This window comes from Pseudomonas sp. NPDC088368 (genome assembly GCF_044753445.1).
GTDB lineage: Bacteria > Pseudomonadota > Gammaproteobacteria > Pseudomonadales > Pseudomonadaceae > Aquipseudomonas > Aquipseudomonas bambusae.
The window spans coordinates 248,049-271,495 of the sequence record NZ_JBIVNG010000004.1 but is presented as its reverse complement, the minus strand read 5'-3'; the positions used below and the strand labels follow the sequence as shown (position 1 = coordinate 271,495).

The following is a 23,447-nucleotide window of genomic DNA, read 5'->3' as shown; positions in this document are numbered from 1 at the left end:
ATGCCCCTCAACCAAGTGCGACAAAACGCCGCACACCCTTCAAAAACAGCCATTTGCATCACTGTTACGGAATCAGCAAATAACTCTTGCAGAAATCGGTCGTTTACTTAGCAAGCTACCCAATTCTATAAAGGAACCACTGCGACGTCCTGCCGCAGATTTCAAAGAGTCAGGAGTTTCCGATATGACTGTAACTGTAAGTGAACGCGACGACGCCCACATTTCCCACGAAAGCATCGCTGACGGCATCCAGATCTTCGAAGTGCGCCAACAAGATCAACTGGTAGGCCTGTTCCATCACGAATCGGACGCCCAGCGTTACGCATCAGAGCTTGCAGAACAAGAAGCCAAGAAAATGGCAAGCAACACGTAGTCCAGGCAACACGTCACTACTGAATCGCATCAAAACAAAACCCGCCGAGGCGGGTTTTGTCGTTTTACAGCGATATTCAGCAAACCCCGATCGCCCCTGTGGGAGCGAATTCATTCGCGAAGCGGGCGCACAGATGACACACCTCTATCGCCTGATCCATCTTTCGCGAATGAATTCGCTCCCACAGGGAATGTGCGAACACATCAGACATATGTATGGCGCGGAACCTGTGGGAGCGAATTCATTCGCGATTCGGTGTGACAGTCACGAAGCTACGTCGGATGTACTGGCCTCTCGCGAATGAATTCGCTCCAATGGGGTTCACCGTTTACAGGTGTCCGAGTTACCACATCAGATCGTCAGGGATTTTGTACGCCGCGTACGGGTCGTCGCCATCCGGCTCTTCCGTCGGCTCGCTGAGCAGCACGATACGGCGTGGGTCGCGCTCCTGCACTTTCAGCGCGGCCTCGCGAGGGATGACTTCATAGGTGCCGCCGTGGTGAACGATGGCCAGCGAACCGTTGCTCAGCTTGCTGCGCATCAGTGAGTTGACCGACAGGCGCTTGACCTTCTTGTCATCGACGAAGTTGTAGTAATCCTCGGTGGTCAGCTTCGGCAGACGGGTCGCCTCGATTAGCTGCTTGACCTGCGCGGTACGGGCCTTCTGCTCAGCCTTTTCCTGCTGCTGGCGATTCAGCTCCTGATCGCGCCTGGCCTTTTCGGCCATGGCGTCCTGGGCGGCGCGCTGGGCGGCATCGTCGGCAACGGCCTGGCCCTTGTGCACCAGACGTTGCTCTTTCTGCTTGTTCTTGGCGACCTGTTTGGCCTGCTTCTCGTTGACCAGACCTGCCTTGAGCAACTGGTCACGAAGGGAAATACCCGCCATTTATCTTCTCTCTCTCAATGATCGACTCAACCGCAGTTGGGCGTGTTCTTTTCCTGGCGCTTGGCTTCGCCCCAGAGCGCATCCATTTCTTCAAGGCTGCAATCTACGATGGGGCGGCCGGTCTCGCGCAAGGCGTGTTCGATAAAACGAAAGCGCCGCTCGAACTTGCCGTTGGCGGCGCGCAGTGCATTTTCCGGATCGACCTTGAGATGGCGTGCCAGGTTGACCACCACGAACAGCAAATCGCCGATTTCCTCGTGGATGCCTGCCTGATCGTTGTCGGCCATGGCTTCAAGGACTTCCTGCAGTTCCTCGCGCACCTTGTCGACCACCGGCAGCGCTTCGGGCCAGTCGAAACCGACCTGCGACGCGCGCTTCTGCAATTTGGCAGCGCGGGACAAGGCAGGCAAAACATTCGGCACGTCGTCGAGCAACGACAACTGCTCCGGGGCCTGGGCCTTTTCGGCGCGTTCCTCGGCCTTGATCTCTTCCCAGCGGTGCTTCACCTGGTCTTCACTCAGGCGTGGCGTTTCCAGCGGGGCGTACAAATCCCCGGTGGGGAATACGTGAGGGTGACGGCGAATCAGCTTGCGGGTGATGCCATCAACCACGCCGTCGAATTCGAACCGCCCTTCTTCCCGTGCCAGTTGGCAGTAGTACACCACCTGAAACAGCAGATCGCCCAACTCGCCGCGCAGGTCATCGAAGTCACCGCGCTCGATGGCGTCGGCCACTTCATAGGCCTCTTCGAGGGTGTGCGGCACGATGGTCGCGTAATTCTGCTTCACATCCCATGGGCAGCCGTATTGCGGATCGCGCAGGCGGGCCATCAGGTTCAGCAGATCATCCAAGGTATACATTCAAAAAATCTCTTCACTCTTAGCGGCAAGCCGCAAGCCGCAAGCTGTACACAGACAACTTGCAGCTTGCAGCTCAAAACTCACCGCTGCTGCTAGGGCGTGCGATTACGCCGCGTCTCGATGATGTTCGGCAGCTGCGAAATCCGCCCCAACAGGCGACCCAGCGCATCCAGCCCCGGAATTTCGATGGTCAGCGACATCAGCGCGGTGTTGTCTTCCTTGTTCGAGCGGGTGTTCACCGCCAAAACGTTGATGCGCTCGTTGAGCAGCACCTGAGAGACGTCTCGCAACAGGCCGGACCGGTCGTAGGCGCGGATGATGATGTCCACCGGGTAGGTGAGGACCGGCACCGGCCCCCAACTGACCTGAATGATCCGCTCAGGCTCGCGCCCGCCCAGTTGCAACACCGAGGCGCAGTCCTGACGGTGAATGCTCACGCCACGGCCTTGAGTGATGTAACCGACGATGGCGTCGCCCGGCAACGGCTGGCAGCAGCCGGCCATTTGCGTCATCAGGTTGCCGACGCCCTGAATCTGAATGTCGCCGCGCTTGCCCGGCTTGTAACCGGTGGCCTTGCGCGGAATCAGCTCCAGTTGCTCGTTGCCCCGCTCCGGCTCGACCAGTTGCTGCGCCAGATTCATCAATTGCGCCAGACGCAGGTCGCCCGCACCGAGCGCGGCGAACATGTCTTCAGCGATCTTCATGTTGGCCTTTTCGGCCAGCTTGTCGAAGTCCACCTGCGGCAACGCCAGACGCGCCAGTTCGCGCTCCAGCAACACCTTGCCCGCCGCGACGTTCTGGTCGCGCGCCTGCAGTTTGAACCAGTGAACGATCTTCGCCCGTGCCCGCGAGGTCGTGATGTAACCGAGGTTCGAGTTCAGCCAGTCGCGGCTCGGGACCCCGTGCTTGCTGGTAATGATCTCGACCTGCTCGCCGGTTTGCAGGCTGTAGTTGAGCGGCACGATGCGCCCGTTGATCTTGGCGCCCCGGCAGTTGTGGCCAATTTCGGTGTGCACGCGATAAGCGAAGTCCAGCGGTGTCGCGCCCTTCGGCAGGTCAATGGCGTGACCGTCCGGGGTGAACACGTACACCCGGTCCGGCTCGATATCGACGCGAAGTTGCTCGGCCAGACCGCCGATGTCGCCCAGCTCTTCATGCCACTCCAGGACCTGACGCAGCCACGAGATTTTCTCTTCGTAGTGGTTGGAGCCGGACTTGACGTCAGTGCCCTTGTACTTCCAGTGCGCGCAAACGCCCAGTTCGGCCTCTTCGTGCATGGCGTGGGTGCGGATCTGTACTTCCAGCACTTTGCCTTCCGGGCCGATCACGGCGGTGTGCAGGGAGCGATAGCCGTTTTCCTTGGGGTTGGCGATGTAATCGTCGAACTCTTTGGGGATGTGTCGCCACAGGGTGTGGACGATGCCCAGCGCGGTGTAGCAGTCGCGCATTTCCGGGACCAGCACGCGTACGGCGCGAACGTCGTAGATCTGGCTGAATTCCAGACCCTTGCGCTGCATTTTGCGCCAGATCGAATAGATGTGTTTGGCCCGGCCACTGATGTCGGCCTTGACCCCGGTAGCCAGCAGTTCGTTTTCCAGCTGCGACATGACGTCGGTGATGAAGCGTTCGCGATCCAGGCGGCGCTCATGCAGCAGTTTGGCGATCTGCTTGTACTGTTCCGGCTCCAGATAGCGGAAGGACAGGTCCTCCAGCTCCCACTTGATGTGACCGATACCCAGTCGATGTGCCAGCGGTGCATAAATGTCGAAGACTTCCCGGGCGACCCGATTGCGCTTTTCGTCGTCGGTGTTCTTCACGGCGCGAATGGCGCACGTCCGTTCAGCCAGCTTGATCAGCGCGACACGCACGTCATCGACCATCGCCACCAGCATCTTGCGCAGGTTTTCCACCTGGGCCTGCGTGCCGAGAACGAGTGATTGGCGGGGGCTGAGACTGGCGCTGATGGCGGCCATGCGCTGCACGCCGTCGATCAGCTTGGCCACCGTCGGCCCGAAACGCTGGCTGACGTCGGGCAGAGGAATCTTGCCCTCGCGTACGGCGCGGTAAATCACGGCCGCAATCAGGGAGTCCTGGTCGAGCTTGAGGTCGGCCAGAATTTCAGCGATTTCCAGGCCCGTCTGAAAACTCGACGTGCCTTCCGCCCAGAGGTTCTTGGCGGCGTTGTCCTGTTGCTCGGCTTCCCGGGCAAATTCACAAGCTTCCTTCAAAGCCTGTCGGTCCACTGCGAGGTCGACGCTGACCACATGATCAAGCCATGCGTCGAGGTTGATACTGCCGTCTGTGTTTATCGGCTGGTGCGCTCTCACCTGTACCATGTTGCTTACCTTCCCTAAGGCGCGATGAAATGCGCCATCAGTCGCCGGCCTTCTCAGCGCATGCTCCTTGCGGGCCTTGCAAGGTCTCGCATGCGCGGGCCAGTCGGATTAAACGAGTTTCCCTGTGAGACGTCGGCTTGCTTCCTGAAGCCCTGCTTGTCTCACTTACTCGCTTCAAATAACGCCATTGCCTCGACATGTGCTGTCTGCGGGAACATATCGAGAATTCCGGCACGTTTTAATCGGTAGCCCTGCCTGATCAATTCGACCGTGTCGCGCGCCAAAGTTGCGGGGTTGCACGACACATACACCAACCGTTCGGCACCCAGTTTCCTGAGTTTACCGACCACCTCGAACGCCCCGTCACGCGGGGGGTCGAGCAGGACCGCGGAAAAACCTTCCGCCGCCCACGGCGCTTTGTCCAGTGGTTGCGACAAGTCCGCCTGATAAAACTTCACGTTGTGCAAATCGTTGCTCGCCGCGTTCTCGGCAGCCCGTCGAACCATGACGTCGACCCCCTCCACCGCCACCACTTCGCGCGTGATTTGCGCCAGCGGTAGAGCGAAGTTACCAAGCCCGCAGAACAAGTCCAGCACTCGTTCATCCGAACGAGGCGCAAGCCACGAAAGTGCCTGTGCAATCATCGCTTCGTTGACCTGTGCGTTGACCTGCACGAAGTCCCCGGGCCGGTACGCCAGCTCAAGATTCCACGGCCCCAGGTGAAAACCCAATTGAGCTGCAGGGTCGGCAGGCTGCGGCTCGCCCTCGCCGTGCAACCAGAGTTGTGCGCCGTGGGTGTCGCAAAATGCCTTCAGGGTGTCCAGGTCCTTTTCTGCCAGCGGCGCGGTGTGGCGCAACAGCACAGCGTTTGCCGAACCGCTGAACAGCTCGACATGCCCCAACGCCTGAGGTTTACTCAAGCTGCGCAACATGGCCGGTAACGCCGTCATGATCGGTTGCAAGGCCTGTACCAGCACCGGGCATTCGTCGATGGCGATGATGTCCTGACTTGAGGCCGCGCGGAACCCGACCTCCAGCTGTTTCCCCTTCGCGTCCCAGCGAACGGCGACGCGCGCGCGTCGGCGGTAGGCGAATTCATCACCGGTCAACGGAGCAGCCCACTCTTCGGGCTCGACGCCTGCGACCCGGCTCAACTGCTCGGCGAGCATGCGCTGTTTGAGGGCAAGTTGTTCGTCGTGGGGCATCTGCTGCACGCTGCAACCGCCGCAGCGACCGAAGTGCTTGCAGGGTGCGGGGCGGCGCAACGGGCTGGCGTGGAACACGCGCTCGGTACGCGCCTCGACCACTTTGCCGTGGGCGCCCAATACGCGTGCTTCGACTTCTTCGCCGGCCAGACTGCCCGCGACAAACCACGTCCGACCCTCGACGAAGCCGATGCCGCGCCCGTCGTTGGCCAGTCGTTCGATGCTCAAACGTTGCTTTTTACCGGTCGGGACCTGCGTTGTCCGGGTGCCGCCACTGGGCTGGAAACGCAGGCCTGTCTCACGCTTGGCCATCAGTTGGGCGCATCGTAGACACCGGTCGACAGGTAACGGTCGCCACGGTCACAAATGATCGCGACCATGACCGCATTCTCGACTTCCTGAGATAGACGCAACATGCCCGCTACCGCGCCGCCCGAAGACACGCCGCAGAAGATGCCTTCTTCGCGGGCCAGACGACGCATCACGTCCTCGGCTTCGCTCTGAGCCATGTCCACGATGCGGTCGACACGGTCGGCCTGATAGATTTTTGGCAGGTACTCATGGGGCCAGCGACGGATGCCGGGAATCGATGCGCCGTCCATGGGTTGCAGGCCGACGATCTGAATGTCCGGATTCTGTTCCTTGAGGTAACGCGAGGTGCCCATGATGGTCCCCGTGGTACCCATGGAACTGACGAAATGGGTGATGGTGCCGCCGGTCTGCCGCCAGATTTCCGGGCCGGTGCCGACGTAGTGCGCCTCAGGGTTGTCGCCGTTGGCGAACTGGTCCAGCACCTTGCCACGGCCTTCGGCCTGCATGCGCTCGGCGAGGTCGCGGGCGCCTTCCATGCCTTCTTCCTTGCTGACCAGAATCAGCTCGGCGCCATAGGCGGTCATGGCGGCCTTGCGCTCGGCGCTGGAGTTGTCCGGCATGATCAGGATCATGCGATAGCCCTTGATCGCCGCAGCCATGGCCAGGGCGATGCCGGTATTGCCGGAGGTCGCTTCGATCAGGGTATCGCCCTGGTGGATCTGACCGCGCAGCTCGGCACGGGTAATCATCGACAGCGCCGGACGGTCCTTCACGGAACCGGCCGGGTTATTGCCTTCGAGCTTGAGCAGCAACGTGTTGCTGGTGTTCCCGGCCATGCGTTGCAGACGCACCAGCGGGGTGTTGCCGACGCAATCGGCGATGGTTTGATACTGCAGGGTCATGGCGTGTTCGAGGTCCAGACGTGCGGGGGTCGCCTATCATACCGGCAATCGCCCCAAGCCCATATCACGCAAAGTGAGCTGGATATAACCAAAGGGCATAAAGCAGGGGTCAGTGTTTGGGCTTGATCGCAAATTCCCCTGTAGGAGCGAATTCATTCGCGAGGCGGGCGTACAGACGACACATCTCTATCGCCTGACCCTCTTTCGCGAATGAATTCGCTCCCACAACAGGTTTTGCGCCGTATACATCTCTGATGTGTTCGCGAATCCCCTGTGGGAGCGAATTTATTCGCGAAGCGGGCGTACAGACGACACATCTCTATCGCCTGACCCTCTTTCGCGAATGAATTCGCTCAAGGTTTTGCGCCATATACATCCCTGATGTGTTAGCGAATCTCCTGTAGGAGCGAATTTATTCGCGAAGCGGGCGTACAGACGACACATCTCTATCGCCTGAGCCATCTTTCGCGAATGAATTCGCTCCCACAACAGGTTTTGCGCCGTATACATCGCTGATGTGTTCGCGAATCTCCTGTGGGAGCGAATTTATTCGCGAAGCGGGCGTACAGACGACACCTCTCCATCGGCTGATCCATCTTTCGCGAATGAATTCGCTCCTACAGGTTTTGCGCCATATACATCTCTGATGGGTCCGCGAATCCCCTGTAGGAGCGAATTTATTCGCGAAGCGGGCGTACAGACGACACTTCTCCATCGCCTGATCCATCTTTCGCGAATGAATTCGCTCCTACAGGTCAGGTGACGAGCTGTGTTTCTTTGGCAGGCAAGCGCATGATCATCCGCAACCCCCTCTGGGTGTTCTCGGCCCACATGTCGCCGCCCTGCAAGCGCAAGGAATTGCGGGCGATGCTCAACCCCAACCCAAACCCTCCATCCCCGGGCCGGGCGCCATCGAGGCGGATGAACGGCGCGAAGATGCGCTCAAGGTCGCTTTCGTCCACCCCGCCGCCCTGATCCTCCAGCCACAACAGCCAGTCTTCGCCCTCCCGACGCCCACCCAAGCGCACGATACCGTCGGAGGGTGAATGACGAATCGCGTTGCGCAGGATGTTTTCCAGCGCCTGCGCCAGAGTATTGAGATGCCCCCGGACCCAACAGTCGCTGTCCAGATCGCAGACAAACTGCCGCGAAGGCCAGCCGCTTTCGAAACCGGCGTTGTCCACCAGCATGTCCCACAGCGCCAGCATCTGAATGTCTTCGTCTGGCAATTTTTCTCGCTCGGCATCCAGCCAGGCCAGATGCAGGGTGTCGTCCACCAACCGACGCATGCCGTCGACTTCCCGGCTCAAGCGTTCGCGCAGCTCCGGCAGGCTCTGCTCACTGTCACAGGCCACTCTCAATCGGCTCAGCGGTGTGCGCAGTTCATGGGACAGGTCGCGAAGCAACTGCTGCTGAATCTGCACCGTCGATTGCAGGCGGGCCGCCATGTGATCGAACGCACGGTTGAGTTCGCCTAATTCGTCCTGCCGTGAGGTCATCTGTGGCGACAGGCGATTGGACAGACGGTCCGCCCGCCACGCGTTGGCCTGCTCTCGCAGCTGGTTGAGCGGGCGGATGAGCAACCGATACAGCCCGATGCACAGCAGCAAAGTGAACAACGCCGGAATCACGACATTGGTCAGCATCTGCCAGACCAGCGCATAACGCCCTGGCTTGAAGCGTTCCGGCAGTTCGATGATCAGGCTGCCGACGCCGGGGTCATTGGGAAAGGGGATCTTCAGCCAGGGGGTATTTTTTTGCCGACGACTCATGGGCCAATCGACGCCGCGCATGAAGGTCAGGCGCTGCATCTGGTTGTCGTCGAGAGGAATGCTGCTCAGCGATTGCAGGTCGTGGCCGATGACGCCCACCCAGCCGGGCTCATGGCGCCGGAGTTCACGCAGCCAGTCATCGATGCCCTTCTCGTTGCCCACCGCCCAGGCGTGTTCCGCTTCGGCGGCATAACCGTTGAGCACGCGTCGGGCTTCAGGGGAAAGAAAGGCATTCTGGGTTTCGACGTAACGCCCCCAATACCAACTGAGCCAGATCATCAGCAGGCAAAAACCCACCAGCAGAAAGGCCAGTTTCCAGAACAGCGAATGCCTGCCCGGCAAACGGGAACGACGATCAGGCATCCGCTTCCGCCGCCGTCAGCACGTAGCCCTTGCCCCACACCGTGCGCACCTGATGCGCTTCGTAGCCAATCGCCTTGAGTTTGCGGCGGATCTGGCTGACGTGCATGTCGAGGCTGCGGTCATGCTGGGAATACCCGCGCTGCAACACATGCTGATAAAGGAAAGGTTTGCTCAGTACGTCCTCGGGGTTGCGCCACAGGGTTTCCAGCAGGCGGTATTCGCTGCGGGTCAACTGCGCGGCCTTGCGACCAAAGGTGACATCGCACAGGCTCTCGTCGAACGTCAGTTCATTGATGCTCAGTGCCACCGGTACGTCGATCACGGTGTTGAAACGGCGCTCCAGTTCAACCCGCCGCAGGATGGCTTCGATGCGCACCCGCAGCTCATCGACGCTGAAGGGTTTGGGCAGGTAATCGTCGGCGCCATGGCGAAAGCCGGTGATGCGGTCCGCTTCAGCGCCCAACGCCGACATCAGGATGATGGGCATCGCATGGCGACGACGAAGGTGAATGAGAATGTCCAACCCGTTCATGCCTGGCAGCAAAATGTCCATCAACACCACGTCGAAGACCTGTTTCTGCGCACGTTCGAGTCCTTCCGAGCCGTTCTGGCACCAGGTGACGTGAAAGCCGCAACGGTCCAGTTGATCATGGACGAACGCGCCGAGCACGGGATCATCTTCAATGGCGAGTATGCTCGGGCGGTGGATGCTGGCGGGATTCATTGGCGTCTGCGATTGATTCTCAAGGCGGCGATTATTGGTGATTGCGCGCTGGTCGGCAATGGCGACTGATCGGAGATGTGCGTAGGAGCGTTCTGTATTGACCATTTAGCCGGGAAGGCCCGCGCGCAAGTGGCTACACTGCGCAGATTACCCAAAGTCGAAAGGCAACCCTGGCGCAGGTCTTGCTGCAATCACGCGCAAGACATGGGCATATGAACGAGATTGCCGGAGAAAAAGTGTGCTGAACAAACTGGGCATCAAAGGCCGCGTATTGCTGCTGACCCTGCTGCCGACGTGCCTCATGGCGGCGTTGCTGGGGGGCTATTTCACCTGGATGCAGCTCTCGGAACTGCAAACCCAGTTGCTCAAGCGCGGTGAAATGATCGCCAACGAGTTGGCCCCGCTGTCAGCGGCGGCCCTGGCTGCGGCGGACAAACCGATGCTGGAGCGCATCGCCGGTCAGGTACTGGAACAGGCTGACGTTCGCGCCGTGTCCTTCCTCGACGCCGACCGCGCCATGCTCGCCCATGCCGGTCCGACCATGATCAACCAGCCGCCCATCGGCAACAGCACCCACATGTTGCAGCGGTCCGACAACGACGCCACGCGCTACTTGATGCCGGTGTTCGGTCGCAGCCGCCATTTGACCGGCGAGGTGATACCCGACGAGGCCGATCGCCTGCTGGGCTGGGTCGAACTGGAGCTGTCCCACAACGGCACCCTGCTGCGCGGCTACCGAAGCCTGTTCGCCAGCCTGCTGCTGATCGGCGCCGGTCTGGGTCTCACCGCCATGCTTGCGCTGCGCATGAGCCGCACCATCAATGCCCCCATCGCGCAGATCAAGCACGTGGTCGCGCAATTAAAGGACGGCAATCTGGAAGCGCGACTGCCGCCCATGGGCAGCAACGAGCTGGACGAACTCGGCTCGGGCATCAACCGCATGGCCGCGACGTTGCAAAACGCGCAGGAAGAATTGCAACACAGCATCGAACAGGCCACGGAAGACGTGCGCCAGAATCTGGAGACCATCGAAATCCAGAACATCGAGCTGGACCTGGCGCGCAAGGAAGCCCTTGAAGCGAGCCGTATCAAATCTGAATTCCTGGCCAACATGAGCCATGAAATCCGCACGCCGCTCAATGGCATCCTCGGCTTCACGCACCTGCTGCAAAAAAGCGAGATGACGCCACGTCAGTACGATTACCTCGGCACCATCGAAAAATCCGCCGACAACCTGTTGAGCATCATCAACGAAATCCTCGATTTCTCGAAGATCGAGGCGGGCAAGCTGGTGCTCGACGCGATCCCGTTCAACCTGCGGGATCTGTTGCAGGACACGCTGACCATCCTCGCCCCCGCCGCCCACGCCAAACAGCTGGAGCTGGTGAGTCTGGTGTACCGCGACACACCGCTGTCGCTGGTGGGTGACCCGCTGCGGCTCAAGCAAATCCTGACCAACCTGGTGAGCAACGCCATCAAGTTCACCCGCGAGGGCACCATCGTCGCCCGCGCCATGCTGGAGGACGAGCAGGACGACAAGGTGCAATTGCGCATCAGCGTCCAAGACACCGGCATCGGCCTTTCGAATCAGGACGTGCGGGCGCTGTTTCAAGCCTTCAGCCAAGCCGACAACTCACTGTCCCGGCATTCGGGTGGCACTGGCTTGGGGCTGGTGATTTCCAAGCGTCTGATCGAGCAGATGGGCGGCGAAATCGGCGTGGAAAGCACCCCGGGAGAGGGCTCGGAATTCTGGATCAGCCTGACCCTGCCAAAAACCCGCGACGACCTCGAAGACTTGCCCGCCCCACCGCTGATCGGGCGCCGGGCGGCGGTGCTCGAACATCACGACCTGGCGCGTCAGGCCCTGGAACACCAATTGGAAGACTGCGGCCTGCAACCCATGGTGTTCAACAATCTGGAAAACCTCATCAATGGCGTCACCGTGGTGCATCAAACACCCCACGCCATCGAAATGGCGGTGCTCGGCGTGACCGCCCATGAGCTGCCGCCCGAGCGCCTGCGTCAGCAAATCTGGGACCTGGAAAACCTCGACTGCAAAGTGCTGGTGCTGTGCCCGACCACCGAGCAGGCGCTGTATCAGGTGTCGGTGCCGGACCTTTACAGCCAATTGCAGGCCAAGCCGGCGTGTACCCGCAAACTGCGGCGCGCCCTGTCGGAGCTGGTAAGCCCCAAACAGCTGCGCACCGAAGTGCCCGAGCCGGTGTCCAGCCGCCCGCCACGTATCCTCTGCGTGGACGACAACCCGGCCAACCTGTTGCTGGTGCAAACCCTGCTCGAAGACATGGGGGCCAAGGTGCTGGCGGTGGACAGCGGCTATGCAGCGGTTCAGGCGGTGCAAGACGAAACGTTCGATCTGGTACTGATGGACGTGCAGATGCCGGGCATGGACGGTCGCCAGGCGACCGAAGCGATTCGCGGCTGGGAAACCGAGCGCCAGATCACCTCGCTGCCCATCGTCGCCCTCACTGCCCACGCCATGGCCAACGAAAAACGGGCGCTCTTGCAAAGCGGCATGGACGATTACCTGACCAAACCGATCAGCGAGCGGCAACTGGCTCAGGTGGTGTTGAAGTGGACCGGCCTGGCCCTGCGCAATCAAGCGCCAGAACGTCATCATGAAATCAGCCACGGCAGCCTGAACATGCAGGTGCTGGATCATGAGGAAGGCTTACGCCTGGCGGCGGGCAAGGCCGATCTGGCTGCGGACATGCTGGCGATGTTGCTGGCCTCGCTGAACACCGACCGTGAAGCCATTCGCTCGGCCCGCGAAGCGAACGATCATGTCGCGTTGATCGAGCGCGTCCATCGTCTGCACGGCGCGACCCGTTACTGCGGCGTGCCGCAACTACGGGCCGCCTGCCAACGCAGCGAAACCCTGCTCAAACAGGATTCGCCGGACAGCGACAAAGCGCTGGATGAGCTGGAAAAGGCGATCACACGGCTGGAGATCGAAGCGCGGGTGAGTGCTTGATGTGGGTCAATTGCCTATAAGCAGTGTCACTGTAGGAGTGTCAGTCATGAACTCCGTTGGAAGGAACCACGATGCGCACCCTCCTCTACAGCAGCCAGACCTATGACCGCGACAGCTTCCTCGCCGCAAAAGCCCCAGCGGGTATCGACCTGCACTTCCAGCCCGCACGCCTGACGCTTGACACCGTGGCACTGGCCAGCGGTTACCCGGTGGTGTGCGCTTTCATCAATGACGACCTGAGTGCGCCTGTACTTGAGCGCCTGGCCACTGGCGGCACGAAGCTTATTGCCTTGCGCTCAGCAGGTTTCAACCATGTGGACCTGCCGACCGCCCAGCGTCTGGGCATCAGCGTCGTGCGCGTCCCGGCCTACTCGCCCCATGCGGTGGCGGAGCATGCCGTGGCGTTGATTCTGGCGCTGAATCGCCACCTGCATCGCGCCTACAACCGCACCCGCGATGGCGATTTCACCCTCCACGGCCTCACCGGCTTCGATCTGGTGGGCAAGACGGTGGGCGTGGTCGGCACCGGGCAGATCGGCGCCACATTTGCGAAGATCATGGCGGGGTTCGGCTGCCAACTGCTGGCCTACGATCCCTTTCCCAATCCGCAGGTCGAAGCGCTCGGTGCACGCTATTTGCCGCTGGATGAACTGCTCGCCAGCGCGCAGATCATCAGCCTTCATTGCCCGCTCAACGAACACACCCGGCATGTGATCAACGAGGCGTCGCTGTCGCAAATGCAGCGTGGCGCGATGTTGATCAATACCGGGCGCGGCGCGCTGGTCGACACCCCGGCGCTGGTCGACGCGCTGAAATCCGGCCAGTTGGGCTATCTGGGGCTGGACGTCTATGAAGAAGAGGCGCAGCTGTTTTTCGAGGACCGTTCGGACTTGCCGATGCAGGACGACGTTTTGGCGCGGTTGCTGACATTCCCCAATGTGGTGATCACCGCCCATCAGGCTTTCCTGACCCGCGAGGCGCTCGGCGCGATTGCGCAGACGACGCTGGAGAACATCGCGGCGTGGGCGAGTGGCAGTCCGCAGAATCTGGTCTGAACGCCGCTCCCCCTGTGGGAGCGAATTTATTCGCGAAGCGGGCGTACAGACGGCACATCTCTATCGCCTGATCCATCTTTCGTCGGTATGCCGCCCAGAATGAATTCGCTCCCACAGGTCGTGCGTCACCCTTGCTCTGCGCTCGGCCGTCGACCGGCGCGGGCAGTTCAGTTCTAAAGTGTTAGCATGCGCGCCTATTTGGAGACCCCCATGGCCGAACACGATTTTCGCTACAGCATGCTGACCCCGCACCATACCCTGATCGAATGCCGCAGCCTGGCGGTCGGTCGCTACCAAGTGACCGGCAACGGTGGCTCGATCAAGCACGACGACGTGCTGCTCGTCACCGTCAAAGGCAGCAAAGACCTCTACATGCGCCTGAACGTCGAAAAAGTCCGCCACCTGATCAACCCGCCCGGCCAGTGGGTCGCAGTGGCCAACGGCCCGGCGTTCACCGAGCTGGCGATTCACCAATGGAAGGTCAACTGCAACGGCTGTGGCAAAGAGCAGGACATCGAGTTCATGGTCGACGCCAAAGAAGGCAAGAAAGCCCTGAAGCCCGCCGCCACCGCGCGCATCGCCGAGTTGGGTTGGAAGACCGTCGGCGAGAACCACCTGTGCCCGGCCTGCGCCAAGAACGCTGCATGAAAACGCTCTGGCTGACCCTGATGGCCGCGACCTTGCTGACGGGTTGCGCCACCGACACCGACGCCCTCAAGCGTAACCACGGATACGTGCTGGAGTGGATCGGGGAACGTCCGTTGATCGACAGCAGCCACCTGACCATGACCCTGGGCAAGGATGGCCGGGCGTATGGCAATGCGGGTTGCAATCACTGGTTCGCCGGGTATCGGCTGGGGGGCGACTCGATCACGTTCGGCCCGGTCGGCAGCACCCACAAACTCTGCGCCCCGGCGTTGATGGAGCAGGAACACCGGTTCCTCGAAGCGTTGGGCAAGGTTCAGCATTGGGACGTGTCGGAGGTTGAGCAGCTGGAGCTGTGGCCTGCCGAGGGTTTGCCGTTGCGGTTCTGGCTGGAAGAAGGCTGAGGGACTGACGAAAATCCGCTCCTGGCCCAGTGCCGTGGGGCATCGGGGCAACACGATCGGGCTTTTGATTCTGGCCGGAGGCCGTAGGAGCCGGCTTGCCTGCGATCTGCTGCGAAGCGGCAGCAGAACCAGCGCCCTTCGTTTGCCTGGCACACCGCATGCATCGGTTTTACTGCCGGCTCCCGGCAGATCGTAGGCAAGCCAACTCCCACGGCCTCCGGCCAGAATCAAACGCGCGCGTAGCGTCCGATCAAGATGCAGTTCACGCGCAGCGCTTATCCCTTCCCTTTCAACTCCGCCAGTTTCTGCGTCACGCCCGCCGCCGTCTGTTCGCCCATCAACTGCTCACGCACTTTGCCTTTGTCGTCGATGATGTAAGTCACCGGCAGCGCTTCGCTCTTGGGGATGTCGTATTGCTCGGCGGGGTCCTGGGCCAAAACGGTGAATTTGATCCCCAACGCGTTGGCCGCGTTTTTCAGATCTTCACCCTGCAGATTGTCGAAGTTAACCCCGAAGACGCTGACGTTCTGCCCTTTCAACTGCTCGGACAGTGCGTTCAATTCCGGGATTTCCGTGCGGCACGGGCCACACCATTCAGCCCAGTAATTGACCACCAGCCAATGCTTGTCGATTCGATCACTGGCGACTTTCTGACCGTTCTGGTCAGTGCCCAGGTCCACGCCGCACCCGCTGAGCAACACACTCCCGATAAGCGCTACCGCTGCTGCCAACCGCCTTGCCATGATGCTTGTTCCTTTCGTTGAAAACGCGATGCGGACCTGATGTTGGTCTTTACCGAGACGCCTGTAGAATACCCGCCACCTCACGAAAGATGCGACCCGCAAATGACCGATCTGACGCTTTATCACAACCCGCGCTGCTCCAAATCACGTGGCGCGCTGGAATTGCTCGAAGAACGCGGCCTGACGCCGACCGTCGTGCGCTACCTCGAAACCCCGCCAAGCGCCGCGCAATTGCGTGATCTGCTGGGCAAGCTCGGCATCAATGCCCGCGCCCTGCTGCGCACCGGCGAAGACGAATACAAAACCCTGAACCTGGCTGACAGCAGCTTGAGCGACGAGGCACTGATCGACGCCATGGCCGCCCATCCGAAGCTGATCGAACGGCCGATCCTGATTGCAGGCGACAAGGCTGTGATCGGCCGTCCGCCAGAGAAAATCCTGGAGCTGCTGCCGTGAGCGCGCCGTACATTCTGGTGCTGTTTTACAGCCGCAACGGCTCGACCAGCGAAATGGCGCGGCAGATCGCCCGTGGCATCGAGATGGGCGGGATGGAAGCGCGGTTGCGCACCGTCCCGGCGATTTCCACCGAGTGCGAAGCCGTGGCGCCGAGCATTCCAGAGACCGGCGCGCTGTACGCGACCCTCGACGATTTGAAGAATTGCTCGGGCCTCGCGCTGGGCAGCCCGACGCGCTTTGGCAACATGGCGGCGCCGCTCAAGTATTTTCTCGACGGCACCAGCAACCTGTGGCTGACCGGCGCGTTGGTCGGCAAACCGGCAAGTGTGTTCACCTCCACCGCCAGCCTGCACGGCGGTCAGGAAACCACGCTGATGTCGATGCTGCTGCCGTTGCTGCACCACGGCATGCTGGTCACCGGTCTGCCGTACAGCGAAGCGGCGCTGATCGAAACCAGCGGCGGCGGTACGCCGTACGGCGCCAGCCATCACGCGGGGGCCGACGGCAAGCGTCCGCTGGACCAGCACGAGACCGCGCTGTGTCGCGCGCTGGGTCAGCGTCTGGCCAAGACTGCGCTGTTACTGGAACCTTCCCGTGGCTAAAAAGCCCAAGGTGCTGCCCCCGCTGCACTGGCTGGAACCTCGGGTTCGCTGGAGCCGGGTGGCGGCGCTGTCGTGCTTTTTGGGACTGATCGCGTTGCTGGGCGTTTATTACCTGGTCATCGCCGACCTGCACGGCGCGCGGCCGGGGGTGATTCTCGCAATTGAGCTGGTGCCTCTGATTCTGTTGGCGCCCGGCATGTTCGTCGGCAGCCCTCGGGGGCATTCGTGGACCTGTTTCGTGGTGAACCTGTATTTCATCAAAGGCGCACTGGCCGCGTTCGACCCCAACCGCGTCGGGTTCGGCGTGTTGGAAATGCTGGCCAGCCTCGCCGTGTTCACCAGCGCGCTGCTGTATACACGCTGGCGGTTTCAGTACGACCGAAAATTAATTGAAACGCGCGCCTACAGCGTTAGCGGTTAGCCAGAAGGCTCGGGTGAACATTCAAATCCGGCCATGAAATTTCGTTTTGGAGAGGGCATGCAAGACTACAAATGGCTCCATGAATACTGCCTCAACCGCTTTGGTTCCGCCGCCGCGCTCGAAGCGCACCTGCCCACCCCCGCTACCCCGAAGAAGCTCAAGGCCATCAGCGACGACCGCTACCTGTCGACCATGGCCCTGCGCGTTTTTCGTGCAGGCTTGAAACACAGTCTGGTGGACACCAAATGGCCCGCGTTCGAGCAGGTGTTCTTTGGTTTCGATCCGGAAAAAGTCGTGCTGATGGGCGCCGATCACCTGGAGCGGCTGATGCAGGACGCGCGCATCATTCGCCACCTCGGCAAGCTCAGGAGCGTGCCGCGCAATGCCCAACTGATCCTCGACCTCGCCAAGGAACACGGCAGCTTCGGCCATTTCATCGCCGAGTGGCCGGTGACGGACATCGTCGGCTTGTGGCGTTACCTGGCCAAACACGGCAACCAGATGGGCGGGCTGTCGGCGCCGCGTTTTCTGCGGATGGTCGGCAAGGACACCTTCATCCCCAGCGAGGATGTGGTGGCAGCGCTCAATGCACAGAAGATCGTCGATAAAGTGCCCAGTAGCCAGCGCGATCAGGCGGCGGTGCAGGCGGCGTTCAATCAGTGGCACGCCGAAAGTGGCCGCCCGCTGTGCCAGTTGTCGATGATGTTGTCGTATACCGCCAACCATTGATCTTTTTTTCGTGCGCGGCACGCAGACACAGCGCGACACAAATTGGACGTCGTATACAATATCCGACATTCGCCCTTGCCTGAGTCTCTCGCGTGCCTTTCCTTCTTTCTGACGCCCCCAATCTCGGCGTTGCGCCATCCGCGTCCGAGGTCATCGCCACGTTCCTGCGCGAGTCGATCATTTCCGGCCAGTTCGCCGAGGACGAGCCGATCCGTCAGGACGACATCGCCCGCGTGTTCAACGTCAGCAAGATCCCGGTCCGGGAAGCGCTAAAACGCCTTGAAGCCGAAGGCCTGGTGCAGTTCCAGCGCAACAAGGGCGCGGTGGTCACGCGGATTTCCGAGCCGGAACTGGCGCAGATTTTCGAAGTGCGGGTATTGCTGGAAGTGCAGGCGATTCGTCTCGCGGTGCCAAGGCTGACCCAAGCGCAGATCGACCGCGCCAGCGCCATCTGCGATGAATTCGTGGGTGACGATGACATCGGGCGTTGGGCCGAGCTGAACTGGGCGTTTCACACATGCCTCTACGAAGCGGCGCAACGGCCGTTTCTGCTGAACATGATTCGCTCGATTCACGACAAGGTCGAACGTTACCTGCGCGTACAGATGAGCTTTGACGAAGGCAAGGAGAGAGCCGATCTGGAGCATCGGGAAATCCTCAAGGCCTGTGCCGAACGAGACGTGGACAAAGCCGCCGAGTTGATCGAGCACCACATCATTGGCGTCTGTCGCACCCTCTACGCTCACTTGCCCAATGCCGTGCTCAGCGAAATCTGACACCCGCGACTGTGCCGATTTCGTCATTTCACGGGACGAAATCGGTCAAGACCCGTATCCCTGTTCCCGCCAATCTGGTGTCAGAACAGTCCTTGGCCGTAGGTGACTAATCCCTGTGGGAGCGAATTCATTCGCGAAAAATCGTACATCCGATAGAAACGTGTCGGACATACCACCGCATCGCGAATGAATTCGCTCCCACAGGGATGCCTACTAGCCACAGGCTTGCACAGTCCAGACCTCTGTCTGACCACTTGGGGGTAACCACATGAAACGCATCCAGATCCTCGATTCCCACACCGGCGGCGAGCCCACGCGGCTGGTGCTCGACGGTTTCCCCGACCTCGGCAAGGGCAGCATGGCGGAACGTCGCCAAGTGCTGGCCGATGAATTCGACGATTGGCGTGCGGCAACAGTGCTGGAGCCTCGGGGCAGCGATGTGCTGGTCGGCGCGCTGCTGTGCGAGCCGGTGGACCCCGAGGCCTGTGCCGGGGTGATCTTCTTCAACAACGCTGGCTACCTCGGGATGTGCGGCCACGGCACCATCGGGCTGGTGGTGTCGCTGGCGCATCTGGGCAAGATCGGGCCGGGGGTGCATCGCATCGAAACGCCGGTGGGCACGGTGCAGGCCACCCTCCACGAAGACCGCTCGGTGAGCGTCAACAACGTGCCCTCCTATCGCTATCGCAAGAACTTCATCGTCGAGGTCCCGGGCCTTGGCAACGTGACCGGTGACATCGCCTGGGGCGGCAACTGGTTCTTCCTCATCGCCGACCACGGCCTGAGCGTCACCGGCGACAACCTCGACGCCCTGACCGATTACACCTGGAAAGTGCGCCAGGCTTTGGAAAACCAACGCATTCGTGGCGAAGACGGCGGCATCATCGACCACATCGAACTGTTCGCCGACGACGATCACGCAGATAGCCGCAACTTCGTGCTCTGCCCCGGCAAGGCCTATGACCGCTCCCCATGCGGCACCGGCACCAGCGCCAAACTGGCGTGCCTGGCCGCCGACGGCAAGCTCGAACCCGGTGCGCTCTGGCAACAGGCCAGCGTGATCGGCAGCCAGTTCGAAGGCAGCTTCCAGTGGCAGCACGGCGAGCGTCAGATGGGCGACCGGATCATCCCGACCATCCGTGGCCGCGCTTACATCAGCGCCGAAGCCACGCTATTGCTGGATGAGGAAGACCCGTTCGCCTGGGGCATTTGTTCTTGATCCCAAATGCCACGTCCGGGGGCGCCGCCGACGTGATCGTCATCGGTGGCGGCATCGTCGGGGCGGCCTGTGCGGACGAGCTGGCGAGCCACGGGCTCAACGTTCTGGTCCTCGATTGCCAGCGCCCGGCCGCCACCGCAGCGGGCATGGGCCACTTGGTGGTGCTCGATCACAGTCCCGCCGAACTGGCCCTGGGCGAATATTCGGTGCGCCTGTGGCGCGAACTGGCACCGCACCTGCCGGACAACTGCGCCATGCGCAACAACGGCACGTTGTGGCTGGCCTGCAACGAGGGCGAGATGGCCGAGGCCGAGCGCAAGCATGCCGCACTGAACGCCTTCGGGTTGAGCTGCGAATTGATGAGCGGCGAGGCGCTGGCGAAGGCTGAACCTTCATTGCGTCCCGGTCTGTTTGGCGCATTGAAGGTCACCGGCGACGGCATTCTCTACGCCCCCAATGCGGCGCGCTGGTTGTTGCAACGTCAGCCTCGGCTCGTGCGTCAACAGCAGGCCGAAGTCGTGGCGGTGGAAGGCAATCGCGTGCGGCTGGCGGACGGCCAGTGGTTGCAGGCCGAGGCCGTGTTGCTCGCCAATGGCATCTACGCAAAAGACCTCTGCCCGGAACTGCCGCTGCAAGCCAAGAAGGGCCATCTGTTGATCACCGATCGCTACCCGGCGCAGATCACCCACACGCTGGTCGAACTCGGCTACGTCACCAACGCCCACAAGGGCGACGGTCCGTCGGTGGCGTTCAACCTGCAACAGCGGCCCACCGGTCAATTGTTCGTTGGCTCGTCCCGGCAGTTCGACAGCCACGACCCGGCCATCGACGCCGCGATGCTGGGCCGGATGCTGCGACGAGCGATGGAATTTCTGCCCGATCTGGGCCACCTGAACGGCCTTCGCAGCTGGACCGGATTTCGCTCGGCCAGCCCCGACGGTCAGCCGCTGGTGGGCGAACACCCTGATCAACCCGGCTTGTGGCTAGCAGCCGGGCATGAGGGGCTGGGCGTGACCACCGCCACCGGCACAGCCAAATTGCTGGCCGCGCAACTGTTGAGCACCCCGCCGCCCATCGAGCTGCAAAACCATCTGCACGCTTACTTGCCACAGCGTTTCATCGGAGCCCACGCCCATGCCTGAATTACGCATCGACGGCCAGCCGTTTCGCTTCGCCCAAGGCACCACCGTCGCGGCGGCTTTGATGGCCTGCGGTGATCGTTGCAGCCGAACGTCAGTCACCGGACAGCGCCGGGCGCCGTTGTGTGGCATGGGGATTTGCCAGGAATGCCGAGTGAGCATCGACGGCCTGCGCCGCTTGGCCTGTCAGACGATCTGCCGCGACGGCATGCAGGTGGAGACGCAGCCATGACCGATCACGTCGACCTGCTGATCGTCGGCGCCGGGCCTGCCGGAATGGCCGCTGCCCTTGCCGCTGCGCCTCAGGGCATCCGCATCGCGATCCTCGACGACAACCCGCTGCCGGGCGGGCAAATCTGGCGCGATGGACCACAGGCGCAACTGCCTGCACGGGCCAGCGACATGCGGTCACGACTGCAACAACAGGCCAATATTCAGCTGCACAGCGGCACCAAAGTCGTCGCCCTGGCAGGCCCGAAACAGCTGCTGCTGGAAGACGCCGAGCGCGGTTGGGTGCTGAGCTACGACCGGCTGATTCTGTGCACCGGCGCCCGTGAACGGCTGCTGCCCTTCCCCGGCTGGACCCTGCCCGGCGTCACCGGCGCGGGGGGATTGCAGGCGTTGATCAAAGGTGGCTTGTCGGTGGCGGGCGAGCGCATCGTGATTGCCGGCAGCGGGCCGTTGTTGCTCGCGTCGGCCGACACCGCGAAGAAGAACGGTGCTGAGGTGGTGCGCATCGCCGAGCAGGCGTCGTTGGGAGCGGTCAGCCGTTTTGCAGCGGGCTTGTGGCGCTGGCCGAATAAGGCGATTCAGGCCGCGACGCTGGCCAGTGCCGCGTATCGAACATCGGCCCATGTACTGGAGGCGCTGGGTTCGGGTCGACTGGAAGCGGTGCGCGTTCAGCTGGGGAGTCGGGTCGAGGACGTGCCCTGTGATCGGCTGGCGTGCGGGTTCAGCCTGGTGCCGAACGTGGAACTGGGCACGGCCCTGGGCTGCCGGATCGAGGATCGCGCGATCGCCGTGGATGAGTGGCAGACCAGCAGTCTGGCCGATCATTTTGCCGCCGGGGAATGCACGGGGTTTGGTGGCAGCGAGCTGGCGTTGGTCGAGGGCAAGATTGCCGGGCTGGCCGCGACGGGTCAGCAGGAGCAGGCGCGTCAGCTGTTTGCGGAACGTCGGCATTGGCAGAAGTTTGCGGACCGGTTGAATCACGCGTTCGCCCTTGATCCTGCGCTGAAACAGTTGGCGCGGCCGGACACGCTGGTGTGCCGCTGCGAGGACGTGCCTTACTCGGCGCTCGCCGTTCATGAGAACTGGAACACCGCCAAGCTGAACACCCGTTGCGGCATGGGCGCCTGCCAGGGACGCCTCTGCGCCACGGCGGCGCAGACGTTGTTTGGCTGGGAATCGCCGCTGCTACGGCCGCCGTTCAGCCCCGCGCGGATTGCAACGTTGGCGTGTTTGGGTGATCCATAATCCTGTTCTGAAGCGGCACGGGCACGGCCTATGATTCTGGCCGAAAGGCCGTAGGAGTTGGCTTGCCTACGATCTGGCGCGAAGCGGCAGCAAGTCCGGTAAATGCGGTGGGTCAGGCACACCGCGATGTCAGGTTTCACGACTGCTTCGCAGCCGATCGCGAGCAAGCAACGCTCCCACGGCCTTCGGCCAGAAGCGCGATCTCGACTAGGCGTCACACTTCATATACCGCATCATCGACCTCGTCCCTCTGATGCCGCGTGCTCCCCCGTGAACATGATCGACCTGCTACCCACTTCGTCCCTGCACGATCTCGATCATCTGCTCACCAGCCTTGATCGGGTCGCCCCGTTGCTCGATGCCATTCCGGGCGTGGTGTTTTTCGTGAAAGACGCGCAGGCCCGTTACGCGATGGTCAATCAGACGCTGGTGCAGCGCTGCGGCTTCAAGGAAAAACACGATCTGCTGGGCCGCACCGCCGAGGATGTATTCCCCGCCCGTTTCGGCCCGTTGTACACCGCGCAAGATCGGCGCGTGCTGGCGGATGGCAGGCAGCTGAACGATCAACTGGAGCTGCACCTGTATTACAGCAATCAACCGATCTGGTGCCTGACCCACAAGATTGCCTTGCGCGATGACCAAGGCGTGATCATCGGCCTGGCGGGCATCTCGCGGGACCTGCAAATCCTGCAATCGCACCCGGCGTATCAGAAGCTGGCCGAGGTCGATGCCTACATTCGTGAGCACTTTTCCCGACCGATCACGCTCCACGAACTGACCGCCATCGCCGGGCTTTCCATTGCGCAACTGGAACGGCACTGCAAACGCATCTTTCAGCTCACGCCCCGGCAGATGATTCACAAGGCCCGGCTTGGGGAGGCTTCGCGCTTGCTGCGTGAAGACCTGTCGATTACCGACGTGGCACTGCGCTGCGGGTACACCGATCACAGTGCGTTCAGTCGGCAGTTTCGCGCGCTGACCGGGGTGTCGCCGAGTGAATACCGTGAGTCGCAGAGTGACCCTTGATTCTGGGCGAAGCCCGTAGGAGCTGGCTTGC

At 61.6% G+C, this 23,447-nt stretch carries 24 protein-coding genes; 16 read left to right on the top strand and 8 right to left on the bottom strand.

Features of this window, described 5'->3' with window-relative positions; translation table 11 throughout:
* Window positions 1-184 precede the first annotated feature (184 nt).
* Window positions 185-373 (top strand): hypothetical protein, encoded by a 189-nt coding sequence (locus tag ACIQAL_RS10315; protein ID WP_166596628.1) that lies wholly within the window; start codon window positions 185-187, stop codon window positions 371-373.
* 343 nt (window positions 374-716) lie between these two features.
* On the opposite strand, the gene ACIQAL_RS10310 is transcribed toward ACIQAL_RS10315, so the two are convergent.
* From ACIQAL_RS10310 to ACIQAL_RS10280, 7 genes are all read right to left on the bottom strand, one after another.
* Window positions 717-1,259, bottom strand: a complete 543-nt coding sequence (locus ACIQAL_RS10310) for a DUF2058 domain-containing protein (RefSeq protein WP_341963026.1) — start codon at window positions 1,257-1,259, stop codon at window positions 717-719.
* A gap of 26 nt (window positions 1,260-1,285) precedes the next feature.
* Window positions 1,286-2,119 (bottom strand): nucleoside triphosphate pyrophosphohydrolase, encoded by an 834-nt coding sequence (mazG, locus tag ACIQAL_RS10305; RefSeq protein WP_401144969.1) that lies wholly within the window; start codon window positions 2,117-2,119, stop codon window positions 1,286-1,288.
* A 92-nt stretch (window positions 2,120-2,211) separates the two neighbouring features.
* A complete protein-coding gene (gene relA / locus ACIQAL_RS10300) occupies window positions 2,212-4,455 on the bottom strand; it encodes a GTP diphosphokinase (protein WP_341963024.1) in 2,244 nt (747 codons plus the stop codon).
* A gap of 161 nt (window positions 4,456-4,616) precedes the next feature.
* Window positions 4,617-5,972 carry a 23S rRNA (uracil(1939)-C(5))-methyltransferase RlmD gene (gene rlmD / locus ACIQAL_RS10295; protein ID WP_401144966.1) on the bottom strand — a complete coding sequence of 452 codons (1,356 nt, stop codon included), beginning with the start codon at window positions 5,970-5,972 and terminating at the stop codon, window positions 4,617-4,619.
* Window positions 5,972-6,874 carry a cysteine synthase CysM gene (gene cysM, locus ACIQAL_RS10290; RefSeq protein WP_166596623.1) on the bottom strand — a complete coding sequence of 301 codons (903 nt, stop codon included), beginning with the start codon at window positions 6,872-6,874 and terminating at the stop codon, window positions 5,972-5,974. Before cysM ends, rlmD begins: the two co-directional genes overlap by 1 nt.
* A 755-nt stretch (window positions 6,875-7,629) precedes the next feature.
* A complete protein-coding gene (locus tag ACIQAL_RS10285; protein ID WP_401144964.1) occupies window positions 7,630-9,009 on the bottom strand; it encodes a histidine kinase sensor domain-containing protein in 1,380 nt (459 codons plus the stop codon).
* Window positions 9,002-9,679, bottom strand: a complete 678-nt coding sequence (locus ACIQAL_RS10280; protein ID WP_401144962.1) for a response regulator transcription factor — start codon at window positions 9,677-9,679, stop codon at window positions 9,002-9,004. The genes ACIQAL_RS10285 and ACIQAL_RS10280 overlap by 8 nt, the downstream gene beginning before the upstream one ends.
* On the opposite strand from ACIQAL_RS10280, the gene ACIQAL_RS10275 reads away from it, so the two are divergent.
* The 5 genes from ACIQAL_RS10275 to ACIQAL_RS10255 all read left to right on the top strand — a co-directional run bounded on the left by ACIQAL_RS10275 (window position 9,659) and on the right by ACIQAL_RS10255 (window position 14,829).
* On the top strand, window positions 9,659-9,802 hold the full coding sequence (locus tag ACIQAL_RS10275; protein WP_401144960.1) for a hypothetical protein: 144 nt from the start codon (window positions 9,659-9,661) through the stop codon (window positions 9,800-9,802). The genes ACIQAL_RS10280 and ACIQAL_RS10275 overlap by 21 nt on opposite strands.
* Window positions 9,803-9,971: 169 nt before the next feature.
* A complete protein-coding gene (locus ACIQAL_RS10270; protein ID WP_401144958.1) occupies window positions 9,972-12,725 on the top strand; it encodes an ATP-binding protein in 2,754 nt (917 codons plus the stop codon).
* A 71-nt stretch (window positions 12,726-12,796) separates the two neighbouring features.
* Window positions 12,797-13,780, top strand: a complete 984-nt coding sequence (locus tag ACIQAL_RS10265) for a 2-hydroxyacid dehydrogenase (protein ID WP_401144956.1) — start codon at window positions 12,797-12,799, stop codon at window positions 13,778-13,780.
* A gap of 210 nt (window positions 13,781-13,990) precedes the next feature.
* The gene (locus ACIQAL_RS10260) at window positions 13,991-14,428 is read left to right on the top strand and encodes a hypothetical protein (RefSeq protein WP_341963014.1); all 438 of its coding nucleotides are present in this window, start codon (window positions 13,991-13,993) and stop codon (window positions 14,426-14,428) included.
* The gene (locus tag ACIQAL_RS10255; protein WP_401144953.1) at window positions 14,425-14,829 is read left to right on the top strand and encodes an META domain-containing protein; all 405 of its coding nucleotides are present in this window, start codon (window positions 14,425-14,427) and stop codon (window positions 14,827-14,829) included. The genes ACIQAL_RS10260 and ACIQAL_RS10255 overlap by 4 nt, the downstream gene beginning before the upstream one ends.
* A 275-nt stretch (window positions 14,830-15,104) precedes the next feature.
* Here ACIQAL_RS10255 and ACIQAL_RS10250 read toward each other — a convergent pair whose 3' ends face one another.
* The gene (locus ACIQAL_RS10250; RefSeq protein ID WP_166596616.1) at window positions 15,105-15,572 is read right to left on the bottom strand and encodes a TlpA disulfide reductase family protein; all 468 of its coding nucleotides are present in this window, start codon (window positions 15,570-15,572) and stop codon (window positions 15,105-15,107) included.
* Window positions 15,573-15,674: 102 nt separating this feature from the next.
* Here ACIQAL_RS10250 and arsC point away from each other — a divergent pair, with 102 nt between their 5' ends.
* The 10 genes from arsC to ACIQAL_RS10200 all read left to right on the top strand — a co-directional run bounded on the left by arsC (window position 15,675) and on the right by ACIQAL_RS10200 (window position 23,416).
* A complete protein-coding gene (arsC, locus tag ACIQAL_RS10245; protein ID WP_401144951.1) occupies window positions 15,675-16,028 on the top strand; it encodes an arsenate reductase (glutaredoxin) in 354 nt (117 codons plus the stop codon).
* On the top strand, window positions 16,025-16,630 hold the full coding sequence (gene wrbA / locus ACIQAL_RS10240) for an NAD(P)H:quinone oxidoreductase (RefSeq protein WP_401144949.1): 606 nt from the start codon (window positions 16,025-16,027) through the stop codon (window positions 16,628-16,630). Before arsC ends, wrbA begins: the two co-directional genes overlap by 4 nt.
* Window positions 16,623-17,051 carry a DUF2069 domain-containing protein gene (locus ACIQAL_RS10235; protein ID WP_401144947.1) on the top strand — a complete coding sequence of 143 codons (429 nt, stop codon included), beginning with the start codon at window positions 16,623-16,625 and terminating at the stop codon, window positions 17,049-17,051. Before wrbA ends, ACIQAL_RS10235 begins: the two co-directional genes overlap by 8 nt.
* Before the next feature lie 57 nt (window positions 17,052-17,108).
* Window positions 17,109-17,780 carry a DNA-3-methyladenine glycosylase I gene (locus tag ACIQAL_RS10230; RefSeq protein ID WP_401144945.1) on the top strand — a complete coding sequence of 224 codons (672 nt, stop codon included), beginning with the start codon at window positions 17,109-17,111 and terminating at the stop codon, window positions 17,778-17,780.
* 92 nt (window positions 17,781-17,872) lie between these two features.
* Window positions 17,873-18,556: a GntR family transcriptional regulator gene (locus ACIQAL_RS10225; protein ID WP_166596611.1), complete on the top strand. Its 684-nt coding sequence runs from the start codon at window positions 17,873-17,875 to the stop codon at window positions 18,554-18,556.
* A 268-nt stretch (window positions 18,557-18,824) separates the two neighbouring features.
* Window positions 18,825-19,775, top strand: a complete 951-nt coding sequence (locus ACIQAL_RS10220; RefSeq protein WP_401144944.1) for a 4-hydroxyproline epimerase — start codon at window positions 18,825-18,827, stop codon at window positions 19,773-19,775.
* Window positions 19,772-20,917 (top strand): NAD(P)/FAD-dependent oxidoreductase, encoded by a 1,146-nt coding sequence (locus tag ACIQAL_RS10215; RefSeq protein WP_401144942.1) that lies wholly within the window; start codon window positions 19,772-19,774, stop codon window positions 20,915-20,917. The genes ACIQAL_RS10220 and ACIQAL_RS10215 overlap by 4 nt, the downstream gene beginning before the upstream one ends.
* The gene (locus ACIQAL_RS10210) at window positions 20,910-21,146 is read left to right on the top strand and encodes a (2Fe-2S)-binding protein (RefSeq protein ID WP_401144940.1); all 237 of its coding nucleotides are present in this window, start codon (window positions 20,910-20,912) and stop codon (window positions 21,144-21,146) included. The genes ACIQAL_RS10215 and ACIQAL_RS10210 overlap by 8 nt, the downstream gene beginning before the upstream one ends.
* Complete coding sequence (locus ACIQAL_RS10205) at window positions 21,143-22,390, top strand: FAD-dependent oxidoreductase (RefSeq protein WP_401144938.1); 1,248 nt, start codon at window positions 21,143-21,145, stop codon at window positions 22,388-22,390. Before ACIQAL_RS10210 ends, ACIQAL_RS10205 begins: the two co-directional genes overlap by 4 nt.
* Window positions 22,391-22,666: 276 nt before the next feature.
* Window positions 22,667-23,416 carry a helix-turn-helix domain-containing protein gene (locus ACIQAL_RS10200; RefSeq protein WP_401145313.1) on the top strand — a complete coding sequence of 250 codons (750 nt, stop codon included), beginning with the start codon at window positions 22,667-22,669 and terminating at the stop codon, window positions 23,414-23,416.
* Window positions 23,417-23,447 lie beyond the last annotated feature (31 nt).

What these genes read in the sequence shown, in the direction of transcription:
- ACIQAL_RS10255 (WP_401144953.1), top strand. Translation starts at nt 14,425, where the DNA reads ATGAAAACGCTCTGGCTGACCCTGATGGCCGCGACCTTGCTGACGGGT.
- ACIQAL_RS10230 (WP_401144945.1), top strand. Translation starts at nt 17,109, where the DNA reads ATGCAAGACTACAAATGGCTCCATGAATACTGCCTCAACCGCTTTGGT.
- ACIQAL_RS10220 (WP_401144944.1), top strand. Translation starts at nt 18,825, where the DNA reads ATGAAACGCATCCAGATCCTCGATTCCCACACCGGCGGCGAGCCCACG.
- ACIQAL_RS10275 (WP_401144960.1), top strand. Translation starts at nt 9,659, where the DNA reads ATGGACGAACGCGCCGAGCACGGGATCATCTTCAATGGCGAGTATGCT.
- ACIQAL_RS10210 (WP_401144940.1), top strand. Translation starts at nt 20,910, where the DNA reads ATGCCTGAATTACGCATCGACGGCCAGCCGTTTCGCTTCGCCCAAGGC.
- ACIQAL_RS10250 (WP_166596616.1), bottom strand. Translation starts at nt 15,572, where the DNA reads ATGGCAAGGCGGTTGGCAGCAGCGGTAGCGCTTATCGGGAGTGTGTTG.
- ACIQAL_RS10285 (WP_401144964.1), bottom strand. Translation starts at nt 9,009, where the DNA reads ATGCCTGATCGTCGTTCCCGTTTGCCGGGCAGGCATTCGCTGTTCTGG.
- ACIQAL_RS10205 (WP_401144938.1), top strand. Translation starts at nt 21,143, where the DNA reads ATGACCGATCACGTCGACCTGCTGATCGTCGGCGCCGGGCCTGCCGGA.
- ACIQAL_RS10315 (WP_166596628.1), top strand. Translation starts at nt 185, where the DNA reads ATGACTGTAACTGTAAGTGAACGCGACGACGCCCACATTTCCCACGAA.
- cysM (WP_166596623.1), bottom strand. Translation starts at nt 6,874, where the DNA reads ATGACCCTGCAGTATCAAACCATCGCCGATTGCGTCGGCAACACCCCG.
- ACIQAL_RS10265 (WP_401144956.1), top strand. Translation starts at nt 12,797, where the DNA reads ATGCGCACCCTCCTCTACAGCAGCCAGACCTATGACCGCGACAGCTTC.
- arsC (WP_401144951.1), top strand. Translation starts at nt 15,675, where the DNA reads ATGACCGATCTGACGCTTTATCACAACCCGCGCTGCTCCAAATCACGT.
- relA (WP_341963024.1), bottom strand. Translation starts at nt 4,455, where the DNA reads ATGGTACAGGTGAGAGCGCACCAGCCGATAAACACAGACGGCAGTATC.
- rlmD (WP_401144966.1), bottom strand. Translation starts at nt 5,972, where the DNA reads ATGGCCAAGCGTGAGACAGGCCTGCGTTTCCAGCCCAGTGGCGGCACC.
- ACIQAL_RS10200 (WP_401145313.1), top strand. Translation starts at nt 22,667, where the DNA reads ATGATCGACCTGCTACCCACTTCGTCCCTGCACGATCTCGATCATCTG.
- mazG (WP_401144969.1), bottom strand. Translation starts at nt 2,119, where the DNA reads ATGTATACCTTGGATGATCTGCTGAACCTGATGGCCCGCCTGCGCGAT.
- ACIQAL_RS10260 (WP_341963014.1), top strand. Translation starts at nt 13,991, where the DNA reads ATGGCCGAACACGATTTTCGCTACAGCATGCTGACCCCGCACCATACC.
- ACIQAL_RS10310 (WP_341963026.1), bottom strand. Translation starts at nt 1,259, where the DNA reads ATGGCGGGTATTTCCCTTCGTGACCAGTTGCTCAAGGCAGGTCTGGTC.